The organism is Bacillus paramobilis (assembly GCF_038096195.1).
Lineage (GTDB): Bacteria > Bacillota > Bacilli > Bacillales > Bacillaceae_G > Bacillus_A > Bacillus_A mobilis.
The window spans coordinates 5,251,674-5,275,000 of sequence record NZ_CP151108.1; the positions used below are offsets into that span (position 1 = coordinate 5,251,674).

The window sequence follows — 23,327 nt, forward strand, 5'->3', positions numbered from 1 at the left end:
TCTATTATAACAATTTATCTTCTATAATCTGAACAACTTCTTCTATAAGTTTTTCCATTGGTTGATCAGCATTTACTAATACAATTCGATCAGAGAAACGTTCTACAACTTGTAAATATCCTTCACGCACACGTTTATGAAAAGAGATATCTTCCATATCTAATCGATTCACTTCACGTCCTGCATCTTTTTCAATTCGGGCTAAACCAATCTCTGGTTCAATGTCCAAGTAAATCGTTAAACTAGGCATACAGTCCTCTGTTGCGAAACGATTGATTTCAAATACTTTATCCATACCTAATCCTCTTGCATATCCTTGATACGCTAAAGAGCTATCTATAAAACGATCACATAATACAAGGTAGTCCTCGTTAAGCGCTGGCATAACTTTTTCCACCAAATGTTGTCTACGTGCAGCAGCATACAGAAGCGCCTCTGTACGTGCTTCCATCATCGTATATTCTTGTTTATGTAAAATCGTTCTAATATCCTCAGAAATTGCAATACCACCTGGTTCTCTCGTCGCCATTACCTTCTGTTCTTTTTGTTCAAAGTATGGCAATAAACTTTGAATTAACGTTGTCTTACCAGAACCTTCTGGACCTTCAATTGTTACAAATAATCCCTTCATCCTAAAACCCACTTTCTATATCATACACTTTCATATATTTCGTACTGCCCTGAAAACGAGCGCCTGCTTTCTCTAAATACATAATTTGCTCTTTATGTTCTGAAGTAATTCTTTCCCCATACATAATCAATGGAATTCCTGGTGGATACGGAATCACCATTTCTGCCGCTATCATCCCAACTGATTCTTCTACAGATACTTCTTTTGTTTCATATCCTTCCAGTTGTTTATATGTATACGGTAAAGGAGAAATTTCCCCTTTATAAGTATAACGAATAGATTCCTTCTTGTCTTTTACCTCATAATATTGCAATGCCACTCGGATCATCTCTATAGCCTCCATATACTCCTTATTTACTTGCAAAGGCAAAATAAATAAGACATTATATGGATCCGCCATTTCTGTATATATACCGACCTTTTCAAATACAGACTGTAATTCGTATCCTGATAACTGACAACGTGTCTGTACGGTAACCTTTAACTCGTCTTGTAATGGATATTGTAAAATAGCTATTTGTGGAATAGAACACAATCCTTCTTTAAATTCCCGTAAAAACTCGACAATTTCATCCTGTCCCTTTTCTTTTATACGCGCTATTGTAAAGCGGGCAATATCAAGAGAAGTCATAATTGGATACGATGGACTACTCGATTGTAGCATACTTAAATAGGTAGAAACTTTTTCTTCTTTTACTAGGCGACTATTTATATGTAAATAGGATCCCATCGTCATCGCGGGTAATGTTTTATGTGCAGAATGAACTACAATATCTGCACCATATGCTAATGCTGACTTTGGAAATGCCCCCCCTAAACAAAAATGAGCACCATGTGCCTCATCTACTAAAACGGGGATTTTATGTGCATGTGCATAAGCGATGCTTGCCTCTAGATTCATCCCCATACCATAATAATTAGGGTGCGTTAAAATGAGTGCTTTCGCATTCGGATATTTTTCAATTGCTTCCCTAATAATTTCATCATGAATTCCCACTGGTACATTATAAGCTTCATCAATCCATGGATCTAAAAAAATTGGATTTGCTCCCGCTAATTTTAAACCATTAATAATTGATTTATGACAATTTCTTTGTACAAGAACAATGTCATGTTCCCGGCAACAAGACAAAATCATTGCTAAGTTCCCTACTGTTGAACCATTAATTAAAAAATAACTTTTTTCTACTTCATATACATCAGCTAATAATTGTTGCGCCTCATCTATACATTCAAACGGACTATGTAAATCATCTAACCCTGACAACTCAGTTACATCGATAGATAGTATATCTTTAAACTCCTCTACTGCCTCCTGAGGGAAGTTTAAACCATTTTTATGACCTGGAACATGAAAGGACAACGGCCCTCTTTCTTTAAACTCTATTAATGCCTCATATAAAGGTATGCGATTTTGATTCATCTATATCTCTTCCTTATTATTTCATTCTTTCTCTATTATACAGAACAAAAAAAATAATAGGCATATGCCTATTTAAAAATATGATACTTCTAATTTCCGAAGCTGTTTTAAATAATATATATACTTCGGATCATCTGTCTCCGTATTCACCATATCTTTTTCACATTCATAACATATTAAATTATTATAAACATATATTCCTTCTTTTCTTTCTGTCTCACAAACAATACAAACTTCATTTTTTGATTTCATATCCTTTCCTCCCTATTTAAAATGGACATATTTTATACTCCTATTCCTTAACAATTTACAGAAAAATATACATCAATCTCTTATATAATATGATTAATCCTTGGGCAACGTGTTTGTATTATCATTACTTCTTTTTACGTACTGTTTGAAAACACAAAAAACACAAGTCAAAAGACTTGTGTTTTTAATTGCTTGGCGACGTCCTACTCTCACAGGGACAAGGTCCCAACTACCATCGGCGCTAGAGAGCTTAACTTCCGTGTTCGGTATGGGAACGGGTGTGACCTCTCTGCCATCATCACCAAACTATGAAGGCATATTCCTTCAAAACTAGATAACATTTGCTACATATTATATGGTTAAGTCCTCGATCTATTAGTATTCGTCAGCTCCACATGTCACCATGCTTCCACCTCGAACCTATCAACCTGATCATCTTTCAGGGATCTTACTAGCTTACGCTATGGGAAATCTCATCTTGAGGGGGGCTTCATGCTTAGATGCTTTCAGCACTTATCCCTTCCGCACATAGCTACCCAGCTATGCCCTTGGCAGAACAACTGGTACACCAGCGGTGCGTCCATCCCGGTCCTCTCGTACTAAGGACAGCTCCTCTCAAATTTCCTACGCCCACGACGGATAGGGACCGAACTGTCTCACGACGTTCTGAACCCAGCTCGCGTACCGCTTTAATGGGCGAACAGCCCAACCCTTGGGACCGACTACAGCCCCAGGATGCGATGAGCCGACATCGAGGTGCCAAACCTCCCCGTCGATGTGGACTCTTGGGGGAGATAAGCCTGTTATCCCCGGGGTAGCTTTTATCCGTTGAGCGATGGCCCTTCCATGCGGAACCACCGGATCACTAAGCCCGACTTTCGTCCCTGCTCGACTTGTAGGTCTCGCAGTCAAGCTCCCTTATGCCTTTGCACTCTACGAATGATTTCCAACCATTCTGAGGGAACCTTTGGGCGCCTCCGTTACACTTTAGGAGGCGACCGCCCCAGTCAAACTGCCCACCTGACACTGTCTCCCGGGTCGATAAGACCCGTAGGTTAGAATTTCAATACAGTCAGGGCGGTATCCCACCAGCGCCTCCACCGAAGCTAGCGCTCCGGTTTCAATGGCTCCCGCCTATCCTGTACAAACTGTACCAAAATTCAATATCAGGCTACAGTAAAGCTCCACGGGGTCTTTCCGTCCTGTCGCGGGTAACCTGCATCTTCACAGGTACTATAATTTCACCGAGTCTCTGGTTGAGACAGTGCCCAAATCGTTACACCTTTCGTGCGGGTCGGAACTTACCCGACAAGGAATTTCGCTACCTTAGGACCGTTATAGTTACGGCCGCCGTTTACTGGGGCTTCAGTTCAGAGCTTCGCTTACGCTAACCCCTCTCCTTAACCTTCCAGCACCGGGCAGGTGTCACCCCCTATACTTCGCCTTACGGCTTCGCAGAGAGCTGTGTTTTTGCTAAACAGTCGCTTGGGCCTATTCACTGCGGCTTTCCGTTAAGAAAGCACCCCTTCTCCCGAAGTTACGGGGTCATTTTGCCGAGTTCCTTAACCAGAGTTCTCTCGCACACCTTAGGATTCTCTCCTCGCCTACCTGTGTCGGTTTGCGGTACAGGCACCTTTTATCTCGCTAGAAGCTTTTCTTGGCAGCGGGGAATCAAAGACTTCGCTCCATAAGGAGCTTCCCCATCACAGCTCAGCCTTCACGATAAGCGGATTTGCCTACTTATCAGCCTAACTGCTTGGACGTGCACAACCAATCGCACGCTTCTTCTATCCTTCTGCGTCCCTCCATTGCTCAAACGATAAAGAGGTGGTACAGGAATATCAACCTGTTGTCCATCGCCTACGCCTGTCGGCCTCGGCTTAGGTCCTGACTAACCCTGAGCGGACGAGCCTTCCTCAGGAAACCTTAGGCATTCGGTGGACGGGATTCTCACCCGTCTTTCGCTACTCATACCGGCATTCTCACTTCTAAGCGCTCCACCAGTCCTTCCGGTCTGACTTCACTGCACTTAGAACGCTCCCCTACCACTGATACCATTGGTATCAATTCGCAGCTTCGGTGGTGTATTTAGCCCCGGTACATTTTCGGCGCAGAGTCACTCGACTAGTGAGCTATTACGCACTCTTTAAATGGTGGCTGCTTCTAAGCCAACATCCTAGTTGTCTAAGCAACTCCACATCCTTTTCCACTTAATACACACTTTGGGACCTTAGCTGGCGATCTGGGCTGTTTCCCTCTTGACTACGGATCTTATCACTCGCAGTCTGACTCCTAAGGATAAGTCATTGGCATTCGGAGTTTGACTGAATTCGGTAATCCGATGAGGACCCCTAGTTCAATCAGTGCTCTACCTCCAAGACTCTTACACTTAAGGCTAGCCCTAAAGCTATTTCGGGGAGAACCAGCTATCTCCAGGTTCGATTGGAATTTCTCCGCTACCCACACCTCATCCCCGCACTTTTCAACGTGCGTGGGTTCGGGCCTCCATTCAGTGTTACCTGAACTTCACCCTGGACATGGGTAGATCACCTGGTTTCGGGTCTACGACCACGTACTAAACGCCCTATTCAGACTCGCTTTCGCTGCGGCTCCGCCTCTTCAGCTTAACCTCGCACGGGATCGTAACTCGCCGGTTCATTCTACAAAAGGCACGCCATCACCCATTAACGGGCTCTGACTATTTGTAGGCACACGGTTTCAGGATCTCTTTCACTCCCCTTCCGGGGTGCTTTTCACCTTTCCCTCACGGTACTGGTTCACTATCGATCACTAGGGAGTATTTAGCCTTGGGAGATGGTCCTCCCAGATTCCGACGGAATTTCACGTGTTCCGCCGTACTCAGGATACATTCAAGAGAGAACGAAGTTTCGACTACGGGGTTGTTACCCTCTACGACGGACCTTTCCAGGTCGCTTCGTCTACCTCGTTCCTTTGTAACTCCGTATAGAATGTCCTACAACCCCAAGAGGCAAGCCTCTTGGTTTGGGCTATGTTCCGTTTCGCTCGCCGCTACTCAGGAAATCGCATTTGCTTTCTCTTCCTCCAGGTACTTAGATGTTTCAGTTCCCTGGGTCTGTCTTCCTTACCCTATGTATTCAGGTAAGGATACCATACCATTACGTATGGTGGGTTTCCCCATTCGGAAATCTTCGGATCAAAGCTTACTTACAGCTCCCCGAAGCATATCGGCGTTAGTCCCGTCCTTCATCGACTCCTAGTGTCAAGGCATCCACCGTGCGCCCTTTCTAACTTAACCAAACTAAAAATTAAAAAATATGAGCTACACTGTTATCTAGTTTTCAAAGAACATACCATTTGCTATTTAAAATAGCTTTTTGGTGGAGCCTAGCGGGATCGAACCGCTGACCTCCTGCGTGCAAGGCAGGCGCTCTCCCAGCTGAGCTAAGGCCCCAAAAGTTGTATGGTGGGCCTAAATGGACTCGAACCATCGACCTCACGCTTATCAGGCGTGCGCTCTAACCAGCTGAGCTATAGGCCCATACAAATTGCAGGATTTATTTATATCATATCCTCATTTAAGAGTCAATACTTAATTGAACTCTCAAAACTAAACGAAAACGAAACACGGAAACTTATATTGATGAACAGTGTTCATCAATTCTCCATAGAAAGGAGGTGATCCAGCCGCACCTTCCGATACGGCTACCTTGTTACGACTTCACCCCAATCATCTGTCCCACCTTAGGCGGCTGGCTCCAAAAAGGTTACCCCACCGACTTCGGGTGTTACAAACTCTCGTGGTGTGACGGGCGGTGTGTACAAGGCCCGGGAACGTATTCACCGCGGCATGCTGATCCGCGATTACTAGCGATTCCAGCTTCATGTAGGCGAGTTGCAGCCTACAATCCGAACTGAGAACGGTTTTATGAGATTAGCTCCACCTCGCGGTCTTGCAGCTCTTTGTACCGTCCATTGTAGCACGTGTGTAGCCCAGGTCATAAGGGGCATGATGATTTGACGTCATCCCCACCTTCCTCCGGTTTGTCACCGGCAGTCACCTTAGAGTGCCCAACTTAATGATGGCAACTAAGATCAAGGGTTGCGCTCGTTGCGGGACTTAACCCAACATCTCACGACACGAGCTGACGACAACCATGCACCACCTGTCACTCTGCTCCCGAAGGAGAAGCCCTATCTCTAGGGTTTTCAGAGGATGTCAAGACCTGGTAAGGTTCTTCGCGTTGCTTCGAATTAAACCACATGCTCCACCGCTTGTGCGGGCCCCCGTCAATTCCTTTGAGTTTCAGCCTTGCGGCCGTACTCCCCAGGCGGAGTGCTTAATGCGTTAACTTCAGCACTAAAGGGCGGAAACCCTCTAACACTTAGCACTCATCGTTTACGGCGTGGACTACCAGGGTATCTAATCCTGTTTGCTCCCCACGCTTTCGCGCCTCAGTGTCAGTTACAGACCAGAAAGTCGCCTTCGCCACTGGTGTTCCTCCATATCTCTACGCATTTCACCGCTACACATGGAATTCCACTTTCCTCTTCTGCACTCAAGTCTCCCAGTTTCCAATGACCCTCCACGGTTGAGCCGTGGGCTTTCACATCAGACTTAAGAAACCACCTGCGCGCGCTTTACGCCCAATAATTCCGGATAACGCTTGCCACCTACGTATTACCGCGGCTGCTGGCACGTAGTTAGCCGTGGCTTTCTGGTTAGGTACCGTCAAGGTGCCAGCTTATTCAACTAGCACTTGTTCTTCCCTAACAACAGAGTTTTACGACCCGAAAGCCTTCATCACTCACGCGGCGTTGCTCCGTCAGACTTTCGTCCATTGCGGAAGATTCCCTACTGCTGCCTCCCGTAGGAGTCTGGGCCGTGTCTCAGTCCCAGTGTGGCCGATCACCCTCTCAGGTCGGCTACGCATCGTTGCCTTGGTGAGCCGTTACCTCACCAACTAGCTAATGCGACGCGGGTCCATCCATAAGTGACAGCCGAAGCCGCCTTTCAATTTCGAACCATGCAGTTCAAAATGTTATCCGGTATTAGCCCCGGTTTCCCGGAGTTATCCCAGTCTTATGGGCAGGTTACCCACGTGTTACTCACCCGTCCGCCGCTAACTTCTTGAGAGCAAGCTCTCAATCCATTCGCTCGACTTGCATGTATTAGGCACGCCGCCAGCGTTCATCCTGAGCCAGGATCAAACTCTCCAATAAAGTTAGTTTGTCTAGCATCTAAAAATAAAAATTGACGTTTCACGTTGTTTGTTTCGTTTAGTTTTCAAAGTTCAACATCGCGTTTCAGCGACTTTTATAATTTAACATTTTGCGTTAAATCTGTCAACAACTTTTTTCTTTCGTTCCTGACGACGCTTATTAATTTATCATATTAATCATTTGTTCGTCAACACTTTTTAAAAAAATGCCAAAATAATTTTATCTTGGCATGATATAAAGCTTAATAACCACTAATGCAGCAACACCGGGTAGACCTAATAAACTTGTGATTGCTGCTGTACCCAAGTTAATTGGAATATGAAAATCAAAATATGTTCCTATAACATTTACGATAAAGAGTAATGCTATTCCCAAAGTAACATGAAAAAGCGCTTTTCCTATAAAACGTAATGGCTTTGAAGAAACACCAAAAACAAGAAAAATAAAAACTAGAGTAAGAATACAAACAATAACAATTGTAGAATTCATTTTCTCCCTCCTTATGAATGACCTATACACACTCATTTGTATGGGACAAGACGATAAAAAAGAACATGTATCATATAACTCCAGTCGTTTTATCTCGTTCACCTTTATTCGACAACACTTCCTTCATAAAAACCACTATTCGTTCTTTCCAAACGAAATAACCACTAAATGTTTAACGAATAAAATAAAAGGTTCTGCTTTTTCAGCAGAACCTTTTACCATTGTTCCATTTTTACAGGGCGACGTTTTGCTTCTTTTAACAAGAAGAAATATTTTGCCTCTGCTATTTTCAAAGAACAAATCACATCTTGAGATGGTTCCACACTTTGTTCAACCATTCTCTTCTGACGTAACCATTCATTCTTCACCTTTTCTAATAGTACAATTAGTTTATCATCATACTCTTTGCGCAATTTACCCTTTTTTTGAAAGAACATTTTTGTTTCTCCTCTTATACTTCTCTACGACCTTCTAACGCTTTCGACAGTGTCACTTCATCTGCATATTCTAAATCTCCACCCACTGGCAGACCATGTGCAATACGAGTTACTTTAATACCTGTCGGCTTTAAGAGGCGGGATATATACATCGCTGTAGCTTCCCCTTCAATATTAGGGTTTGTTGCCAATATCACTTCTTGTACCGTTTCATCATGCAGTCGCTTTAAAAGTTGTGGGATATTAATGTCTTCTGGTCCAATTCCCTCCATTGGAGAAATCGCACCACGTAACACATGATATACACCTTGATACTCTTTCATCTTTTCCATTGCGATTACATCTTTCGGTTCCTGCACAACACAAACAACCGATTGATCTCGATGTGAATCATTACAAATATAACAAGGATCGCGGTCAGTAATATGTCCGCATACAGAACAATATGCTAAATCTCGCTTCGCATTTACAAGTGCTTTTGCAAAACCTAACACATCATCTTCTTTCATATCTAATACGAAAAATGCCAATCGAACCGCTGTTTTCGGTCCGATTCCTGGCAATTTCATAAAACTATCAATTAGTTTTGATATTGGTTCTGGATAATGCATATATCAATATCCTCCTAGAACATTCCACCCGGTAAGTTTAAGCCTTTTGTAAATTTACCCATTGTAGAATTTGAAAGTTCATCAGCTTTTTTAAGTGCATCATTTGTTGCAGCTAACACTAAGTCCTGTAACATTTCGATATCTTCTGGATCTACAACTTCTTCTTTAACTTTCACTTCAAGAATTTGCTTATGACCATTTGCAATAACTGTGATCATACCGCCACCAGCTGTACCTTCAACTGTTTTTTCGCCAAGTTCTTCTTGCGCTTTCGCCATATCTTTTTGCATCTTTTGCATTTGTTTCATCATGTTATTCATATTTCCCATTCCGCCACGCATCATAATTAATTCCTCCTAATTATTATTACTCTTTTATTTCAATCAGTTCTTGTCCTACTAATTTTACTGCCTCTTCTATAAGAGGATCTTCTTTTTTCTCTGGGCTTTCTTCAGCATTCCCACCTTCACGCTGTAAAAAATCTTCACGGATTTTACCCCATTCACTTTTTGGAATGGCAATCATATTTAATCTTTTACTTAGCAATTCAAATAAAGCTTGTTCCACTGTATCCATGGCTTCTCGATTCTCGCTTGCCATTTTACAGTGAATCTCATATTGAAACGCTAAAACGTAAGTATCATCTGAAGCTGCTACTGGTTCACTATTTTCTAATAAAACAGCAAACGCTACTTTGTTGTATGCTTTGAGTCTTCCTAACAACTCACCCCACACAGCTTTTAATTGTTCTAAATCCTGACGCTTCGCTTGCTTTAACACTTCATTTACACGCCCGACAGGAATCTTCATACTCCCTGTTCGCACTGGCTTTGGTGTTGCACGTGTCTCTCTGACTTCCTGCTGCACACCAGCAGGCACACCATTCTTTTTGACCTCTTCTAACTCTTTCTCCAATTGCTGCATCCTGTTCATAATCGCTTGTAAACGATCTGCACCGTTCGCTTGCATCATAAACTGTTGACACAGTTGTACCATAACAACTTCCAAGAAAATTCGCGGATGATTTGTCCACTTCATTTCCTGTTGTCCCTTACTAAGAGTATGAATGATTTCATAGATTACTTCCGGTTGCATCTCTTCACTTAACATCCGGAATTGCTCATCTACCATTACTCGTTCCAACATATGTTCCAGTTGTGGTGAAGTTTGATATAAAAGCATATCGCGATAATAGTAAATGAAATCCTCCATAAAGCGAACTGGATCTTTCCCTTTCCCCATCATCTCATCTATGATACGTAATGCTCTTGATACATCATTTTCACGTATACATTCTACTAAGTTACCTAAGTATTGTTGAGAAACCGAACCTGTTACAGCTAATACATCTTCTGTCGTAACTGTCTCATCACTATAAGATATCGCCTGATCAATAAGACTCAGCGCATCACGCATACCACCTTCAGCGGCACGTGCAACAATTTGTAACGCCTCATCTTCTACTTGCGTACCTTCATTCGTCACAACCGTCGATAATCTCTCAACAATATCATTTACTGATATTTTTCGAAATTCAAAACGCTGGCAACGTGAAATGATTGTAGGCGGAATCTTATGCGGTTCTGTTGTCGCTAAAATAAAGATGACATGTCCTGGCGGCTCTTCTAACGTTTTTAAAAGCGCATTGAAGGCACCCATGGAAAGCATGTGGACTTCATCAATAATGTATACTTTATATTCTACAGCACTTGGAGCATATTTTACTTTATCTCTAATATCTCGAATTTCATCTACACCGTTATTTGAAGCCGCATCAATTTCTAATACATCTGAAATGGATCCTTGTGTAATCCCCAAACAAGAAGGACATTCATTACAAGGTTCAGCTACCGGAGCATGTTCACAGTTGATTGCTTTTGCAAATACTTTTGCAATTGTCGTTTTTCCTGTTCCCCTCGGCCCAGAAAATAAATAAGCATGTGAAACTTTCTCTTGAAGAAGGGCATTTTGCAACGTTTTTGTCACGTGCTTTTGACCAACTACATCTTCAAACTTTTGCGGTCTCCATGTTCGGTATAACGCTTGGTATGACACGAAAATACGGCCTCCCTCAAAGGTTATTATCTCATTTATTATAACCCATTCTGTTTATAGATTCCAAAAGTTATTTTCTATACAAAAAACCCACCTTAATATTAAGGTGAGTTTTGTATACATATATAACTGCCGTGCACCTTCTGTCGATTACGTACCATAAGCGTTACTCAAGCAGTTAGCTCGGTTCAGGCACTCCTGCGGCACACGAGAAGACCCGCTTATTGCTGCTTCCTTCCGGACCTGACAAGGTTCACGGGGTCCCGTTGCGCAGGACCCAAACGTCAACACCACTTACTTAAGGCAGACCTTACAGCAACATAACCTCGAGAAGGGATTCGGCCTCGCTAGAGCGGATTGCGAGTATAGGGCACCGCTACCTCCCCGCTTAGCACGGCAAAGTTAAAACCAATATTCGGTTGCCTTCATTAAAGGCATTATCAGTATAACTTGTTTTTTTATAAAATGCAAATACGTTAATTCTCTTTGCTTTTCTCTAATTTCTTGATCGCTTTTCTTTTTTTGCGAAGCTCTCTAAAAAAGTTTGTTAACAACGTACCGCATTCTTTTTCTAATACACCAGCCACTACTTCACATTGATGATTAAAGCGTTCATCCGTTAAAAGATTCATCAATGTCCCTGCACATCCACCTTTCGGATCACTTGCACCATATACAACTCGCTTCACTCGTGATAAAACAATTCCACCCGCACACATCGGACAAGGCTCTAATGTTACATATAATGTCGCATCTTCTAAACGCCATGTCCCTAATTTTTTGCATGCCTCATCAATAGCTAATAACTCAGCGTGAGCTATTGATCTTTGCTCAGTTTCCCTTAAATTATGAGCGACACTAATTACTTCACCATTTAACACTATAACTGCACCAATCGGTACTTCTTGTATTGCCTCTGCCTTTTTAGCCTCTTCTATCGCTAACTGCATAAAATAAATATCTTGATCGTGTTCCATACCATAGTCCTTTCATTACAAATAACGTACACTAATTTCCATTTACTACACATGGGATAACTTTTACAAATTCAATCCACCCTAATAAAAAAGAGAGGGGATTGCATATGAAGAATACTGCCTTACTCATTATCGATATGATTAATGACTTTCAATTTTCACACGGGCCCACCCTAGCCAAAAAATGCGAAATTATAACAAACCCTATTTTACAATTAAAGAAAACAATGAAATCCTTTGGCTATCCCATAATTTATGTTAATGACCATTATCAACTTTGGAGATCTGATATTGACCAACTAATTACTCATTGTACAAATGAGTATAGTGAAGATATCATTCATAAGATTGCCCCAAATTCCGATGATTACATTTTTATTAAACCACATTACTCTGCTTTTTATGAAACACCTTTAAATTCTTTATTAGGCTATTTAAAAATAGAAAATCTCATATTAACAGGAGTCGCAGGGAATATATGTATCCTCTTTACAGCTAACGATGCTCATATGAGAAATTATACACTGTATGTACCACAGGACTGTATCGCCTCTAATCATGATCAGGATAACTTACATGCTTTAAAAATAATGGAAGCCACATTAAAGGCAAATATAGTACCGTCATCTCAAATAAAAATTAATTAATACATATATCTATTTTCTAACTTTTTATATCAAATTAACCCGCTCGCTTCCCTCTTGTGCTACAATAATTCTGTTTTGTGTTTTTAGTAGTCACGGTAAATCACTGATTGAAAGGAGGAAACAGCGTGACCGGAGTACCATTTATCACGGTTGAAGGACCAATTGGTGTTGGAAAAACTTCACTTGCGAAGGAAATTTCAACTCACATGCAACTCCACTTACTAAAAGAGATTGTTGATGAAAACCCTTTTTTAGGAAAGTTCTATGAAGACATCGACGAATGGAGTTTTCAAACAGAGATGTTCTTTCTTTGTAATAGATACAAACAATTAGAAGATATTAACATAAAGTATTTGAATCAAAGGAAGCCAGTAGTAGCAGATTATCACATATTTAAAAATCTAATTTTCGCATCCCGTACATTAAAAGATTCTCAATACGATAAGTACATGCAAATCTATCGTATCCTTACACAAGATATGCCTGTACCAAACGTAATCGTTTATTTAACGGCTAGTTTGGAAACATTACAAGCACGAATTGCAAAGCGCGGAAGAGAATTCGAAAAAAATATGGATCCAAATTACTTACTACAGCTCACAAAAGATTATGAAACTGCAATGGATACGTTTAAAAAGGACCATCCAGACATCCCAGTATTGAAATTTAACGGAGACGATATGGATTTTGTAAAAAATCCTGATGATTTAAACGTTATCCTATCTGCCCTTCAAAATACTCTCTTAAAGGAGTCGAAATAATAATGAATTTAAGGCAAAAATATGATATACCCAATGACGCAGTAATCACTATTGCTGGAACAGTAGGTGTCGGTAAATCAACTATGACAACTGCATTAGCTAACGCTTTAGGCTATCGCACATCATTTGAAAAGGTAGACTCTAACCCGTATTTGGACAAGTTCTATGCTGATTTCACACGCTGGAGCTTTCACTTGCAAGTGTACTTTTTAGCAGAACGATTTAAAGAACAAAAAAGAATTTTTGAATACGGTGGCGGTTTTGTTCAAGATCGCTCTATCTATGAAGACACTGGCATTTTTGCAAAGATGCATCATGAAAAAGGTACAATGACGGAAACTGATTATGAAACATACAAAGGTTTATTTGACGCTATGGTCATGACTCCTTACTTCCCTCATCCTGATTTATTAATTTACTTAGAAGGTTCTTTCGATGATATTGTTGATCGAATCCAAGAACGCGGACGTCCGATGGAACAACAAACACCAATTGAGTATTGGAAAGAGATGCACGGCCGTTACGAAAACTGGATTAATAACTTTAATGCATGCCCTGTTTTACGATTAAACATTAATGAATACGATATTTTAAAAGATGGTGATTCGATTGAACCAATCATTAAAAAAATTGGCCATTTTTTAAAACAAACACGTAAACTTGTAAAATAAAAAACCCGTGCATACGCACGGGTTTTTCTATTAAATTACTTCTTTTTTGTCGGAGCAATAATTTCACTCTCAGGTTTTCCAGCATTAATACGCTGACGAACAGTACTTGTACTAATATCGTATGTTTCAGCAATCTCTTTAACAGTCATTTCTTTCCCGTTAATCACTGCTGTTAATACTTTACCTGTACGTTTTGGAGCTGCTTCTTTCTTTACAGCTTCTTTTTCAACTTTTTTCGGCGCCTCTACTTTTGCCGCAGTTTGCTTTACATCACAAGTGCAACCACAAAGTTTACGGAATGTATCATCGCTTATAATGCGTGACACATTTGCACCACTGTTTAAAATTCTATTGTTCTTACAGACAGGACATTGTACATAATATAAAGTTTTTCCATCTAAAGGAAACGTTTGTATAATAAGATCCATGTTGACTCCTTTCATATCTATGAAGATAATCATCGGAATATGAGTGTGTAATAAGGAGAAAAATCTCCTTACACCATACTTTATGATTGGTTTTAAAATAAAAACTCGTTACGTGTTGGTAACGAGTTCTCCAATCTCCACTTATATGCGCTGTTGTCAATTATATCTGGAGGAGGTAGAGGGATTCGAACCCCCGCGCGACTCTCGCCGCCTGTCGGTTTTCAAGACCGATCCCTTCAGCCAGACTTGGGTATACCTCCATATTGACATCAAATATAATATCAAAAGAAAAACAGTTAGTCAACCCTACTAAAATAAATTATGAGGAAAGGAAAATTTTACTTTTCCTCTCCTACATTATAGTACTGACAACGCTCATAATTACCAATCACTCATACCGATGAATGTTTACATTTACTTAATAACTGTTTTTCCTCCCATATAAGGGCGAAGAACTTCTGGAATTATAATTGTACCATCTTCTTGTTGGTAGTTCTCTAAAATAGCTGCAACCGTACGTCCAATTGCAAGACCAGATCCATTTAATGTATGAACATGTTCTGGTTTTCCGTTTGGCTCACGACGGAAACGGATATTTGCACGTCTCGCTTGGAAAGCCTCAAAATTACTACAAGAAGAAATCTCACGATATGTGCCATAGCTTGGAATCCATACTTCGATATCGTATTTCTTCGCTGCTGTAAATCCTAAATCGCCTGTGCACATGCTCATAACGCGATATGGCAACTCTAATAATTGTAACACGCGTTCTGCATCATTTGTTAGTTTTTCTAACTCTTCATAAGAATCTTCTGGTTTTACGAATTTTACAAGCTCTACTTTGTTGAACTGATGCTGACGAATTAAGCCTCGTGTATCACGGCCAGCTGAACCTGCTTCAGAACGGAAACAAGAGCTAAATGCAGCATATCGTATAGGCAATTGCTCTTTATTTAAGATTTCATCACGGTGCATATTCGTTACAGGTACTTCAGCTGTTGGAATTAAGAAGTAATCTTCACTTTCAATACGGAATGCATCTTCTTCAAATTTCGGAAGTTGTCCTGTTCCTGTCATACTTGCACGGTTTACCATATACGGAGGTAACACTTCTTCGTATCCGTGCTCATCAGTATGAAGATCCAGCATAAAGCTAATTAAAGCACGCTCTAATCTCGCGCCAGCACCTTTATAGAATACGAAGCGGCTTCCTGTTACTTTTCCAGCACGCTCAAAATCTAAAATTCCTAAATCTGTAGCAAGATCCCAATGTGGTTTTGGTTCATAAGCAAACTCTTTCACTTCTCCCCAAGTACGTGCTACTACATTATCATCTTCTGTTTCACCAACTGGAGCAGATTCATGAGGGATATTTGGAATAGATAACATTAATCTTTCTAAATCTTCTTCAACTGTACGAAGTTCATTATCAAGATCTTTTACTTTTTCTCCAACTTCACGCATTTCTAGAATTAGAGCTTCTGCATCTTTCTTTTCGCGCTTCAATACAGAGATTTGTTGAGATACTTCGTTACGTTTACTTTTTAGTTCCTCTGTTTGAACAAGTAATTCTCTTCTTCTCGTATCCAGCTCTTCAAAGCGACCAAAATCAGTTAAATCTTCGCCTCTATGCTGTAATTTTGCTTTTACTTCTTCAAAATTTGTACGTAAAAATTTAATATCAAGCATTATATACTCCTCCTTTTATTTTATAAAACACAAAAAACTCCCGTCCCTATATAAAGGGACGGGAGTTAACCCGCGTTGCCACCCTAGTTGAAAGCATTACCGCCTTCCTCTCAAGTAGAAATAACGGCTCTTCACCGGGAATGTTTACTAATCATAAAGATATTCCACATTCCATTCCAGGATGGATTCACAAACTGTTTCTATCGATTTCCACCAACCATCGACTCTCTATAAGAAACGGCATTTGTTACTACTTCCTATCAACACGCTTATTTTATAAAATTGTTACCATCAATTTACTATAATCTTATACAAGTTGCAAGTTACTTATACAACTTTTTTCATTTTCGCTTCTTTTACCATTTCTACAAAGTATGCTGTCACACGATGATCATCCGTTAATTCTGGATGGAACGAAGCAGCTAAAAACTGATTTTGTTTTACCGCTACCATTCGGTCACCATGTGTAGAAAGTACTTCAACATCATCAGCTACATTTACAACATACGGAGCACGGATAAATACACCAATAAATTCTTCTCCTACACCTTTAATTGAAAGTGCAGCTTCAAAGCTATCTTTTTGGCGTCCAAACGCATTGCGCTCTACTGTAATATCCATAGCACCAATATGTGCTTCTTCATAGCCAATAAGTGTTTTTGCAAGAAGAATCATACCTGCACATGTACCAAACATTGGTTTACCAGACTTCGCGAATGTACGAAGTGGTTCCATGAAAGCATACTTATCAATAAGACGGCGCATTGTTGTACTTTCACCGCCTGGTAAAATAAGACCATCAATCTCTTCAAGTTGCTCTATACGCTTTACAACAACAGCTTCTGCACCACTTGCTTCAACTGACTTTATATGCTCACGAACTGCACCTTGAAGACCTAGTACACCGATTTTCACCATTTTAAAGTTCTCCTTCAATTACCATCCACGCTCTTGCATGCGTTGTTCTGGTAATAATGTTGAAATTTCGATACCTTTCATTGCATTACCTAATCCTTTAGAAAGGCTTGCAATTAGTTCGTAATCCTCATAATGAGTCGTCGCTTCAACGATTGCGCGTGCAAATTTCTCTGGATTTTCTGATTTGAAGATACCAGATCCAACAAATACACCATCCGCACCAAGTTGCATCATTAACGCTGCATCTGCTGGTGTTGCTACACCACCTGCTGCGAAGTTTACAACTGGCAAACGGCCAAGGCGTTTAATTTCAAGTAGTACTTCATAAGGAGCACCAGTATTTTTTGCATATGTCATTAACTCATCTTCACGTAGACTTGCAACTTGACGGATTTCTGCATTGACTTGGCGCATATGACGCACTGCCTCTACAATGTTTCCTGTTCCTGGTTCACCTTTTGTACGAAGCATAGATGCACCTTCTGCAATACGACGTGCAGCTTCTCCGATATCACGGCAACCACATACAAACGGAACTGTGTAATCACGTTTATTTAAATGGTATACTTCATCAGCAGGAGTTAATACTTCACTCTCATCGATATAGTCTACCCCTAATGATTCTAATACACGTGCTTCTACAAGGTGACCGATACGGCATTTTGCCATAACCGGAATTGACACTGCACCCATAACTTCTTCAACGATTGTTGGGTCTGCCATACGAGAAACGCCACCTGCTGCGCGAATATCTGCTGGTACACGCTCTAGTGCCATAACGGCAACTGCGCCTGCCTCTTCTGCAATTTTTGCTTGTTCAGCGTTAATTACGTCCATAATAACGCCGCCTTTTTGCATTTCTGCCATTCCACGTTTTACACGTTCTGTCCCTGTTACATTTGTCATGTTACAAAAACCCCCCTAGGTGAATTGCTTTTCCCCGTTAAAGGCGAAAATTAAGAATACTCTTACATTCTACCACTAACTATCAGATGCTTGTCTACTACTTTTTCATAAAGTCGGTATGAAAAATAGGAATAAGAAAAAGCCCCTACAATGAGGAGCTTTTAAAACCAACCTTTTACTGTATCAACAGCACTATTCCATATACCACTAAAGAAAGAACCAATTCCACGCATAGAACGAGTAAACCAATTCGCTTCTTCTACTGCAGATGTTGTTACAAGATCTATTTGTAATGACTTACCTGATAAAAATCCAGGATCATTCGCGTCTTTTGGTGTGATTACCATTTGGCCAAGTGCAGCTCCCTTTTTAATCGGGGCTTCTTGTCCCTTGCTTGCTTCTTTTAATTCTGTTTTATAAACATTTTTACTTCCTTTAGGCACTGGAAGTGAAACAGCTTGTTTTGTTTGAACTGCTACATCTTTATCTTTAGCATTTTCTACTCGTACTGTTTCTTGTCCTTTTACTGAAGAATCTTTTTTATATAATTGCTTCATTTCAAAATTAGCAAATCCATAATCATATAGTTTCTTTGTCTCATCAAAACGTGCCTGACGAGAATTCGTTTTAATAACTACAGAAATAAAACGCATTCCATTTCTTTCAACCGTACCAGTGAAACATTCTCCTGCTTCTGGAGTTGATCCTGTTTTCAGGCCATCTACACCATCATATGCCTTAGATAAACCTTTTAGCATCCAGTTCCAGTTCAACATTTGAAATTTCTCTTTTTCTGGACGGAATTCTTTGTTAGGAATTTTTGCTGTATCTAATACTTTTGGATAATCTTTAAGTAAATGCTGTGCTAAAGTTGCAACATCCTTCGCAGACATTTTATTTTCTTCATCCGGTGTTGTACCCGCAGGGTGCATTCCTTTTAAATCTTTGTTCGTTAAACCTGTAGAATTAACGAATTTATAATTTTTTAATCCTAGTTCTTTCGCCTTATCATTCATCATTTTTACGAAATCTACTTCTTTACCTGCAATTGCCTCTCCTAGTGCAATTGTTGCACCATTTGCAGAGAAAATTGCCATTGCTTCATATAACTCTTTTACTGTATAAGTGCCACCATTTTCTAATGCAACATTTGATAATGAAGCATCTTGTGAAACCTTATACGCATATTCAGAAACCTTAATTTTTTGATCCCACTTAAGTTTTCCTTTAGCCACTGCTTCATGAACTAAATATTCACTCATCATCTTTGTCATACTAGCAATTGATAATAATTCATCTGCATTCTTTTGATATAAAATTTTCCCAGAATTCGCTTCAACTAAAATTGCTGCACCTGCTTCAATGTTTAAAGCAGATCCTGTTTCTGCTGATGCATTGCTATATGGTAACAACATACTACAAGCTAGTGTAAGCATTGTTAATAAAGCAATGAATCTTTTGCAAAACATACCTTTCACTTTTGCTACCCCCAATATCTATGTACTCACATAACCGTTATTCTAACATAATCAAAAAAAAATAGACAGAGATATCAAATCTCTGTCTATTTGTATATAAGACATTATAATGAGTAGTTTGGAGCCTCTTTTGTAATTTGTACATGATGAGGGTGGCTTTCACGTAAACCAGCACCTGACATACGAATGAATTGTGCATTCTCACGTAAGAATTCTAAATTCTGCGCTCCGCAATATCCCATACCGGCACGTAATCCACCAACTAATTGATGAACTGTATCTGCTAAAGGCCCTTTATATGGTACACGACCTTCAATACCTTCTGGAACAAGTTTCTTATTTCCTTCTTGGAAGTAACGGTCTTTACTTCCTTTTTCCATCGCTCCGACAGAACCCATACCACGATATACTTTAAATTGACGACCTTGGTAAATTTCAGTTTCTCCAGGGCTTTCAGCAACACCAGCAAACATACTACCTAGCATAACAACGTGTGCTCCTGCTGCTAAAGCTTTTACCATGTCACCAGAGTACTTAACACCACCATCAGCAATAACTGGAATACCGTGTTTACGAGCCTCTGTTGCACAATCATAAACTGCTGTTAATTGTGGTACACCAACGCCAGCTACAACACGTGTCGTACAGATAGAGCCTGGTCCAATACCAACTTTAACTACGTTTGCACCTGCTTCAATTAATGCTTTCGTTGCTTCAGCAGTAGCAACATTTCCAGCGATAATATTTAGTGATGGATATTTCGCACGAACTTCTTTTACCTTATCAATAACACCTTGAGAATGTCCATGAGCTGTATCAAGTACGATTGCATCTACGCTAGCTTTTACTAATGCGTCGATACGAAGCATAGCATCAGCCGTTACACCAACCGCTGCTCCAACTAATAAGCGTCCTTGCTTATCCTTCGCAGAATTTGGGAATTCAATTACTTTTTCAATATCTTTTATTGTAATAAGCCCTTGTAATACACCGTTGTTATCAACAAGAGGGAGTTTTTCAATTTTATACTTTTGTAGGATCTTTTCAGCTTCTTCCAGCGTTGTACCAACTGGAGCTGTAATTAGCTTTTCTTTTGTCATTACGTCGGAAATTTTGATTGAGTAGTCTTGGATAAAACGCATATCACGGTTTGTAATAATACCAACTAATTTTCGCTCGTCTAAATTATTTACAACCGGTACACCTGAGATACGGTATTTTCCCATAAGATGCTCTGCATCATATACTTGATGTTCTGGAGTTAAGAAGAAAGGATCTGAGATAACACCACTTTCAGAACGTTTTACTTTATCAACCTGCTCCGCTTGTTGTTCAATAGACATGTTTTTATGAATAATTCCTAAACCGCCTTGACGAGCCATTGCAATAGCCATATCAGCTTCTGTTACTGTATCCATTCCTGCACTAATTAACGGGATATTTAACTGTAAGCTTTCAGATAAAACTGTTTTAACACTTACTTCTCTTGGTAGTACATCTGACTTTGCTGGTACAAGTAATACGTCATCAAAAGTCAAACCTTCTTTAACAAATTTAGATTCCCACATAATTGTTCCCCCCATGATACCAGAAATTATTATTAGTAGCTTATCAATTGGTTAAAATACTGTCAAGGACGTATATATATGTTAGAATTTTTAGACAATAAAAGGAGCGTAATATATGCATCAAACACATTGTACTTGGCAGCAACTAAGTTTCTTCTTTTCATCTCAAAATGTACAACGTTATCTTGCCCGTTGTTATGAAAAATTCTCTATACAAGATGCTGAAAAAAAAAGTTTCGAAAATTGTTATCCCTTTATTTATTACTTAGAACACGGGAAAAACTATTATGAATTATATAAGGTAGCCCCCTTTTCGATTCAGCCAATGTTATTGTTTTATGGAATGAGCCAACTTTTTAAAGCCTGCTTACTAACTATTGATCCGAACTATCCAGAATCCACTACTGTTTTAGCTCATGGTGTTACAACTCGCAAACGAAAAAAACAGGGATATCAATTTTTAGAAGATGAGGTAAAGGTACAAAAAAACGGATTATTTACTCATGTTGCAGAACAGCTGTTTCACATGAAACACTTAGAAGCAGAGAAGTTTAACATGTTGGATTTAATGGGAAATATTCCTGAATTACAAAATTTATTTCGCTACAGTCAAAGAGGGGGCTCTTTATATAAAATCGATTCAACAAATACAAATGAACTTTCCTTTTCGGTCAACATACTAGATCGACTTCATATGACTACCGAGAGATTTTCACGTTACATTGAATCAACTTGTAAGCATTTATCCATACAACATGTCTCCGGGAAAACGAGCGGATCGAATTTGCTCTTTACAGCTCCTATCCAGTCGTGGAACCCTATATATAGTACGCCTTTATACTACGAATATCTTGCTGATACTTATTACTTACCAATTCCAGCTGACCCAAGAAATCCTAAACCCGTATTACCTGAACTTCTTGTTCATTATTTATTGCTCTACAATTTAAGTATGATTTCTAGATATGAAACAGATTGGTGGTATGATTTACTTGGGAGCTATGGCTCTGAAGATTATCCATTTATTTATCAATTCCTTACTATTTCCGCCAAAAAAATCCCTTACTATATTTCTTCTTTTTTACTAACAGAACCGATCCTATTTCATGGGAAATAAAAAAACACAAGTCAAAAGACTTGTGTTTTTAATTGCTTGGCGACGTCCTACTCTCACAGGGACAAGGTCCCAACTACCATCGGCGCTAGAGAGCTTAACTTCCGTGTTCGGTATGGGAACGGGTGTGACCTCTCTGCCATCATCACCAAACTATGAAGGCATATTCCTTCAAAACTAGATAACATTTGCTACATATTATATGGTTAAGTCCTCGATCTATTAGTATTCGTCAGCTCCACATGTCACCATGCTTCCACCTCGAACCTATCAACCTGATCATCTTTCAGGGATCTTACTAGCTTACGCTATGGGAAATCTCATCTTGAGGGGGGCTTCATGCTTAGATGCTTTCAGCACTTATCCCTTCCGCACATAGCTACCCAGCTATGCCCTTGGCAGAACAACTGGTACACCAGCGGTGCGTCCATCCCGGTCCTCTCGTACTAAGGACAGCTCCTCTCAAATTTCCTACGCCCACGACGGATAGGGACCGAACTGTCTCACGACGTTCTGAACCCAGCTCGCGTACCGCTTTAATGGGCGAACAGCCCAACCCTTGGGACCGACTACAGCCCCAGGATGCGATGAGCCGACATCGAGGTGCCAAACCTCCCCGTCGATGTGGACTCTTGGGGGAGATAAGCCTGTTATCCCCGGGGTAGCTTTTATCCGTTGAGCGATGGCCCTTCCATGCGGAACCACCGGATCACTAAGCCCGACTTTCGTCCCTGCTCGACTTGTAGGTCTCGCAGTCAAGCTCCCTTATGCCTTTGCACTCTACGAATGATTTCCAACCATTCTGAGGGAACCTTTGGGCGCCTCCGTTACACTTTAGGAGGCGACCGCCCCAGTCAAACTGCCCACCTGACACTGTCTCCCGGGTCGATAAGACCCGTAGGTTAGAATTTCAATACAGTCAGGGCGGTATCCCACCAGCGCCTCCACCGAAGCTAGCGCTCCGGTTTCAATGGCTCCCGCCTATCCTGTACAAACTGTACCAAAATTCAATATCAGGCTACAGTAAAGCTCCACGGGGTCTTTCCGTCCTGTCGCGGGTAACCTGCATC

19 protein-coding genes, 3 tRNA genes, 5 rRNA genes, 1 other RNA gene and 1 other annotated feature (1 of these 29 only partly in view) are annotated in these 23,327 nt (G+C 40.4%); of the genes, 4 read left to right on the forward strand and 24 right to left on the reverse strand.

The window, feature by feature from the left end:
- Positions 1-4 precede the first annotated feature (4 nt).
- From tmk to tadA, 15 genes are all read right to left on the reverse strand, one after another.
- Complete coding sequence (tmk, locus tag AABL52_RS26900) at positions 5-631, reverse strand: dTMP kinase (RefSeq protein WP_061678924.1); 627 nt, start codon at positions 629-631, stop codon at positions 5-7.
- Between the two features lies 1 nt (position 632).
- Positions 633-2,054 carry an aminotransferase class I/II-fold pyridoxal phosphate-dependent enzyme gene (locus tag AABL52_RS26905; RefSeq protein ID WP_341518712.1) on the reverse strand — a complete coding sequence of 474 codons (1,422 nt, stop codon included), beginning with the start codon at positions 2,052-2,054 and terminating at the stop codon, positions 633-635.
- 72 nt (positions 2,055-2,126) lie between these two features.
- Positions 2,127-2,306, reverse strand: a complete 180-nt coding sequence (locus AABL52_RS26910; protein WP_000837606.1) for a sigma factor G inhibitor Gin — start codon at positions 2,304-2,306, stop codon at positions 2,127-2,129.
- 190 nt (positions 2,307-2,496) lie between these two features.
- Positions 2,497-2,612 (reverse strand): 5S ribosomal RNA (gene rrf, locus AABL52_RS26915).
- Positions 2,613-2,661: 49 nt separating this feature from the next.
- Positions 2,662-5,583: ribosomal RNA gene (locus tag AABL52_RS26920) — 23S ribosomal RNA — on the reverse strand.
- 80 nt (positions 5,584-5,663) lie between these two features.
- Positions 5,664-5,739: transfer RNA gene (locus AABL52_RS26925), tRNA-Ala, on the reverse strand.
- Positions 5,740-5,749: 10 nt separating this feature from the next.
- Positions 5,750-5,826: transfer RNA gene (locus tag AABL52_RS26930), tRNA-Ile, on the reverse strand.
- 130 nt (positions 5,827-5,956) lie between these two features.
- A 16S ribosomal RNA gene (locus AABL52_RS26935) occupies positions 5,957-7,508 on the reverse strand.
- The 16S, 23S and 5S rRNA genes sit together here with 2 tRNA genes alongside, the layout of an rRNA operon.
- A 219-nt stretch (positions 7,509-7,727) precedes the next feature.
- A complete protein-coding gene (locus AABL52_RS26940; RefSeq protein ID WP_001089287.1) occupies positions 7,728-7,997 on the reverse strand; it encodes a pro-sigmaK processing inhibitor BofA family protein in 270 nt (89 codons plus the stop codon).
- Positions 7,998-8,212: 215 nt separating this feature from the next.
- Entirely contained in the window at positions 8,213-8,434 is a 222-nt protein-coding gene (locus AABL52_RS26945) for a YaaL family protein (RefSeq protein WP_000466019.1), read from the reverse strand.
- Positions 8,435-8,448: 14 nt separating this feature from the next.
- Complete coding sequence (gene recR / locus AABL52_RS26950) at positions 8,449-9,045, reverse strand: recombination protein RecR (RefSeq protein ID WP_000559169.1); 597 nt, start codon at positions 9,043-9,045, stop codon at positions 8,449-8,451.
- A gap of 14 nt (positions 9,046-9,059) precedes the next feature.
- Complete coding sequence (locus AABL52_RS26955) at positions 9,060-9,386, reverse strand: YbaB/EbfC family nucleoid-associated protein (protein ID WP_170930109.1); 327 nt, start codon at positions 9,384-9,386, stop codon at positions 9,060-9,062.
- Between the two features lie 25 nt (positions 9,387-9,411).
- Positions 9,412-11,100 carry a DNA polymerase III subunit gamma/tau gene (gene dnaX / locus AABL52_RS26960; protein ID WP_000121578.1) on the reverse strand — a complete coding sequence of 563 codons (1,689 nt, stop codon included), beginning with the start codon at positions 11,098-11,100 and terminating at the stop codon, positions 9,412-9,414.
- A 132-nt stretch (positions 11,101-11,232) separates the two neighbouring features.
- Positions 11,233-11,497: signal recognition particle sRNA large type (ffs, locus tag AABL52_RS26965), an RNA gene on the reverse strand.
- Between the two features lie 79 nt (positions 11,498-11,576).
- Positions 11,577-12,077, reverse strand: coding sequence for a tRNA adenosine(34) deaminase TadA (gene tadA, locus AABL52_RS26970; RefSeq protein ID WP_000399501.1), 501 nt, complete (start codon positions 12,075-12,077; stop codon positions 11,577-11,579).
- 107 nt (positions 12,078-12,184) lie between these two features.
- On the opposite strand from tadA, the gene AABL52_RS26975 reads away from it, so the two are divergent.
- The 3 genes from AABL52_RS26975 to AABL52_RS26985 all read left to right on the forward strand — a co-directional run bounded on the left by AABL52_RS26975 (position 12,185) and on the right by AABL52_RS26985 (position 14,156).
- Positions 12,185-12,724: an isochorismatase family cysteine hydrolase gene (locus tag AABL52_RS26975; protein ID WP_000798742.1), complete on the forward strand. Its 540-nt coding sequence runs from the start codon at positions 12,185-12,187 to the stop codon at positions 12,722-12,724.
- 125 nt (positions 12,725-12,849) lie between these two features.
- The gene (locus tag AABL52_RS26980; RefSeq protein ID WP_000148216.1) at positions 12,850-13,485 is read left to right on the forward strand and encodes a deoxynucleoside kinase; all 636 of its coding nucleotides are present in this window, start codon (positions 12,850-12,852) and stop codon (positions 13,483-13,485) included.
- Positions 13,486-13,487: 2 nt separating this feature from the next.
- Entirely contained in the window at positions 13,488-14,156 is a 669-nt protein-coding gene (locus tag AABL52_RS26985; protein WP_001053583.1) for a deoxynucleoside kinase, read from the forward strand.
- Between the two features lie 35 nt (positions 14,157-14,191).
- Here the strand turns inward: AABL52_RS26985 and AABL52_RS26990 are convergent, their stop codons facing one another.
- The 7 genes from AABL52_RS26990 to guaB all read right to left on the reverse strand — a co-directional run bounded on the left by AABL52_RS26990 (position 14,192) and on the right by guaB (position 21,143).
- On the reverse strand, positions 14,192-14,584 hold the full coding sequence (locus AABL52_RS26990; RefSeq protein WP_002070111.1) for a DUF3797 domain-containing protein: 393 nt from the start codon (positions 14,582-14,584) through the stop codon (positions 14,192-14,194).
- Between the two features lie 167 nt (positions 14,585-14,751).
- Positions 14,752-14,844 (reverse strand) — tRNA-Ser (locus AABL52_RS26995).
- A gap of 154 nt (positions 14,845-14,998) precedes the next feature.
- The gene (gene serS / locus AABL52_RS27000; protein WP_000884184.1) at positions 14,999-16,273 is read right to left on the reverse strand and encodes a serine--tRNA ligase; all 1,275 of its coding nucleotides are present in this window, start codon (positions 16,271-16,273) and stop codon (positions 14,999-15,001) included.
- Between the two features lie 51 nt (positions 16,274-16,324).
- Positions 16,325-16,546 (reverse strand) — a binding site (T-box leader).
- Positions 16,547-16,600: 54 nt separating this feature from the next.
- The gene (gene pdxT / locus AABL52_RS27005) at positions 16,601-17,191 is read right to left on the reverse strand and encodes a pyridoxal 5'-phosphate synthase glutaminase subunit PdxT (protein WP_000238772.1); all 591 of its coding nucleotides are present in this window, start codon (positions 17,189-17,191) and stop codon (positions 16,601-16,603) included.
- Between the two features lie 18 nt (positions 17,192-17,209).
- Positions 17,210-18,097, reverse strand: a complete 888-nt coding sequence (pdxS, locus tag AABL52_RS27010) for a pyridoxal 5'-phosphate synthase lyase subunit PdxS (protein WP_000186157.1) — start codon at positions 18,095-18,097, stop codon at positions 17,210-17,212.
- Between the two features lie 161 nt (positions 18,098-18,258).
- Positions 18,259-19,566 (reverse strand): serine hydrolase, encoded by a 1,308-nt coding sequence (locus AABL52_RS27015; protein WP_141523897.1) that lies wholly within the window; start codon positions 19,564-19,566, stop codon positions 18,259-18,261.
- Positions 19,567-19,679: 113 nt separating this feature from the next.
- On the reverse strand, positions 19,680-21,143 hold the full coding sequence (gene guaB, locus AABL52_RS27020; RefSeq protein WP_000264076.1) for an IMP dehydrogenase: 1,464 nt from the start codon (positions 21,141-21,143) through the stop codon (positions 19,680-19,682).
- A 115-nt stretch (positions 21,144-21,258) separates the two neighbouring features.
- Between guaB and AABL52_RS27025 the strand changes: the two genes are divergently transcribed.
- Positions 21,259-22,260, forward strand: coding sequence for a YaaC family protein (locus tag AABL52_RS27025; protein WP_098873147.1), 1,002 nt, complete (start codon positions 21,259-21,261; stop codon positions 22,258-22,260).
- A gap of 34 nt (positions 22,261-22,294) precedes the next feature.
- On the opposite strand, the gene rrf (AABL52_RS27030) is transcribed toward AABL52_RS27025, so the two are convergent.
- Together rrf (AABL52_RS27030) and AABL52_RS27035 are read right to left on the reverse strand one after the other, a co-directional pair.
- A 5S ribosomal RNA gene (rrf, locus tag AABL52_RS27030) occupies positions 22,295-22,410 on the reverse strand.
- Between the two features lie 49 nt (positions 22,411-22,459).
- A 23S ribosomal RNA gene (locus AABL52_RS27035) occupies positions 22,460-23,327 on the reverse strand; it runs 2,054 nt beyond the window's last position.

Excerpts from the sequence above, each read along its gene's own strand:
- tmk (WP_061678924.1), bottom strand. The coding sequence starts at position 631 with ATGAAGGGATTATTTGTAACAATTGAAGGTCCAGAAGGTTCTGGTAAG.
- AABL52_RS26905 (WP_341518712.1), bottom strand. The coding sequence starts at position 2,054 with ATGAATCAAAATCGCATACCTTTATATGAGGCATTAATAGAGTTTAAA.
- AABL52_RS26910 (WP_000837606.1), bottom strand. The coding sequence starts at position 2,306 with ATGAAATCAAAAAATGAAGTTTGTATTGTTTGTGAGACAGAAAGAAAA.
- AABL52_RS26940 (WP_001089287.1), bottom strand. The coding sequence starts at position 7,997 with ATGAATTCTACAATTGTTATTGTTTGTATTCTTACTCTAGTTTTTATT.
- AABL52_RS26945 (WP_000466019.1), bottom strand. The coding sequence starts at position 8,434 with ATGTTCTTTCAAAAAAAGGGTAAATTGCGCAAAGAGTATGATGATAAA.
- recR (WP_000559169.1), bottom strand. The coding sequence starts at position 9,045 with ATGCATTATCCAGAACCAATATCAAAACTAATTGATAGTTTTATGAAA.
- AABL52_RS26955 (WP_170930109.1), bottom strand. The coding sequence starts at position 9,386 with ATGCGTGGCGGAATGGGAAATATGAATAACATGATGAAACAAATGCAA.
- tadA (WP_000399501.1), bottom strand. The coding sequence starts at position 12,077 with ATGGAACACGATCAAGATATTTATTTTATGCAGTTAGCGATAGAAGAG.
- AABL52_RS26975 (WP_000798742.1), top strand. The coding sequence starts at position 12,185 with ATGAAGAATACTGCCTTACTCATTATCGATATGATTAATGACTTTCAA.
- AABL52_RS26985 (WP_001053583.1), top strand. The coding sequence starts at position 13,488 with ATGAATTTAAGGCAAAAATATGATATACCCAATGACGCAGTAATCACT.
- AABL52_RS26990 (WP_002070111.1), bottom strand. The coding sequence starts at position 14,584 with ATGGATCTTATTATACAAACGTTTCCTTTAGATGGAAAAACTTTATAT.
- serS (WP_000884184.1), bottom strand. The coding sequence starts at position 16,273 with ATGCTTGATATTAAATTTTTACGTACAAATTTTGAAGAAGTAAAAGCA.
- pdxT (WP_000238772.1), bottom strand. The coding sequence starts at position 17,191 with ATGGTGAAAATCGGTGTACTAGGTCTTCAAGGTGCAGTTCGTGAGCAT.
- pdxS (WP_000186157.1), bottom strand. The coding sequence starts at position 18,097 with ATGACAAATGTAACAGGGACAGAACGTGTAAAACGTGGAATGGCAGAA.
- AABL52_RS27015 (WP_141523897.1), bottom strand. The coding sequence starts at position 19,566 with ATGTTTTGCAAAAGATTCATTGCTTTATTAACAATGCTTACACTAGCT.
- guaB (WP_000264076.1), bottom strand. The coding sequence starts at position 21,143 with ATGTGGGAATCTAAATTTGTTAAAGAAGGTTTGACTTTTGATGACGTA.
- AABL52_RS27025 (WP_098873147.1), top strand. The coding sequence starts at position 21,259 with ATGCATCAAACACATTGTACTTGGCAGCAACTAAGTTTCTTCTTTTCA.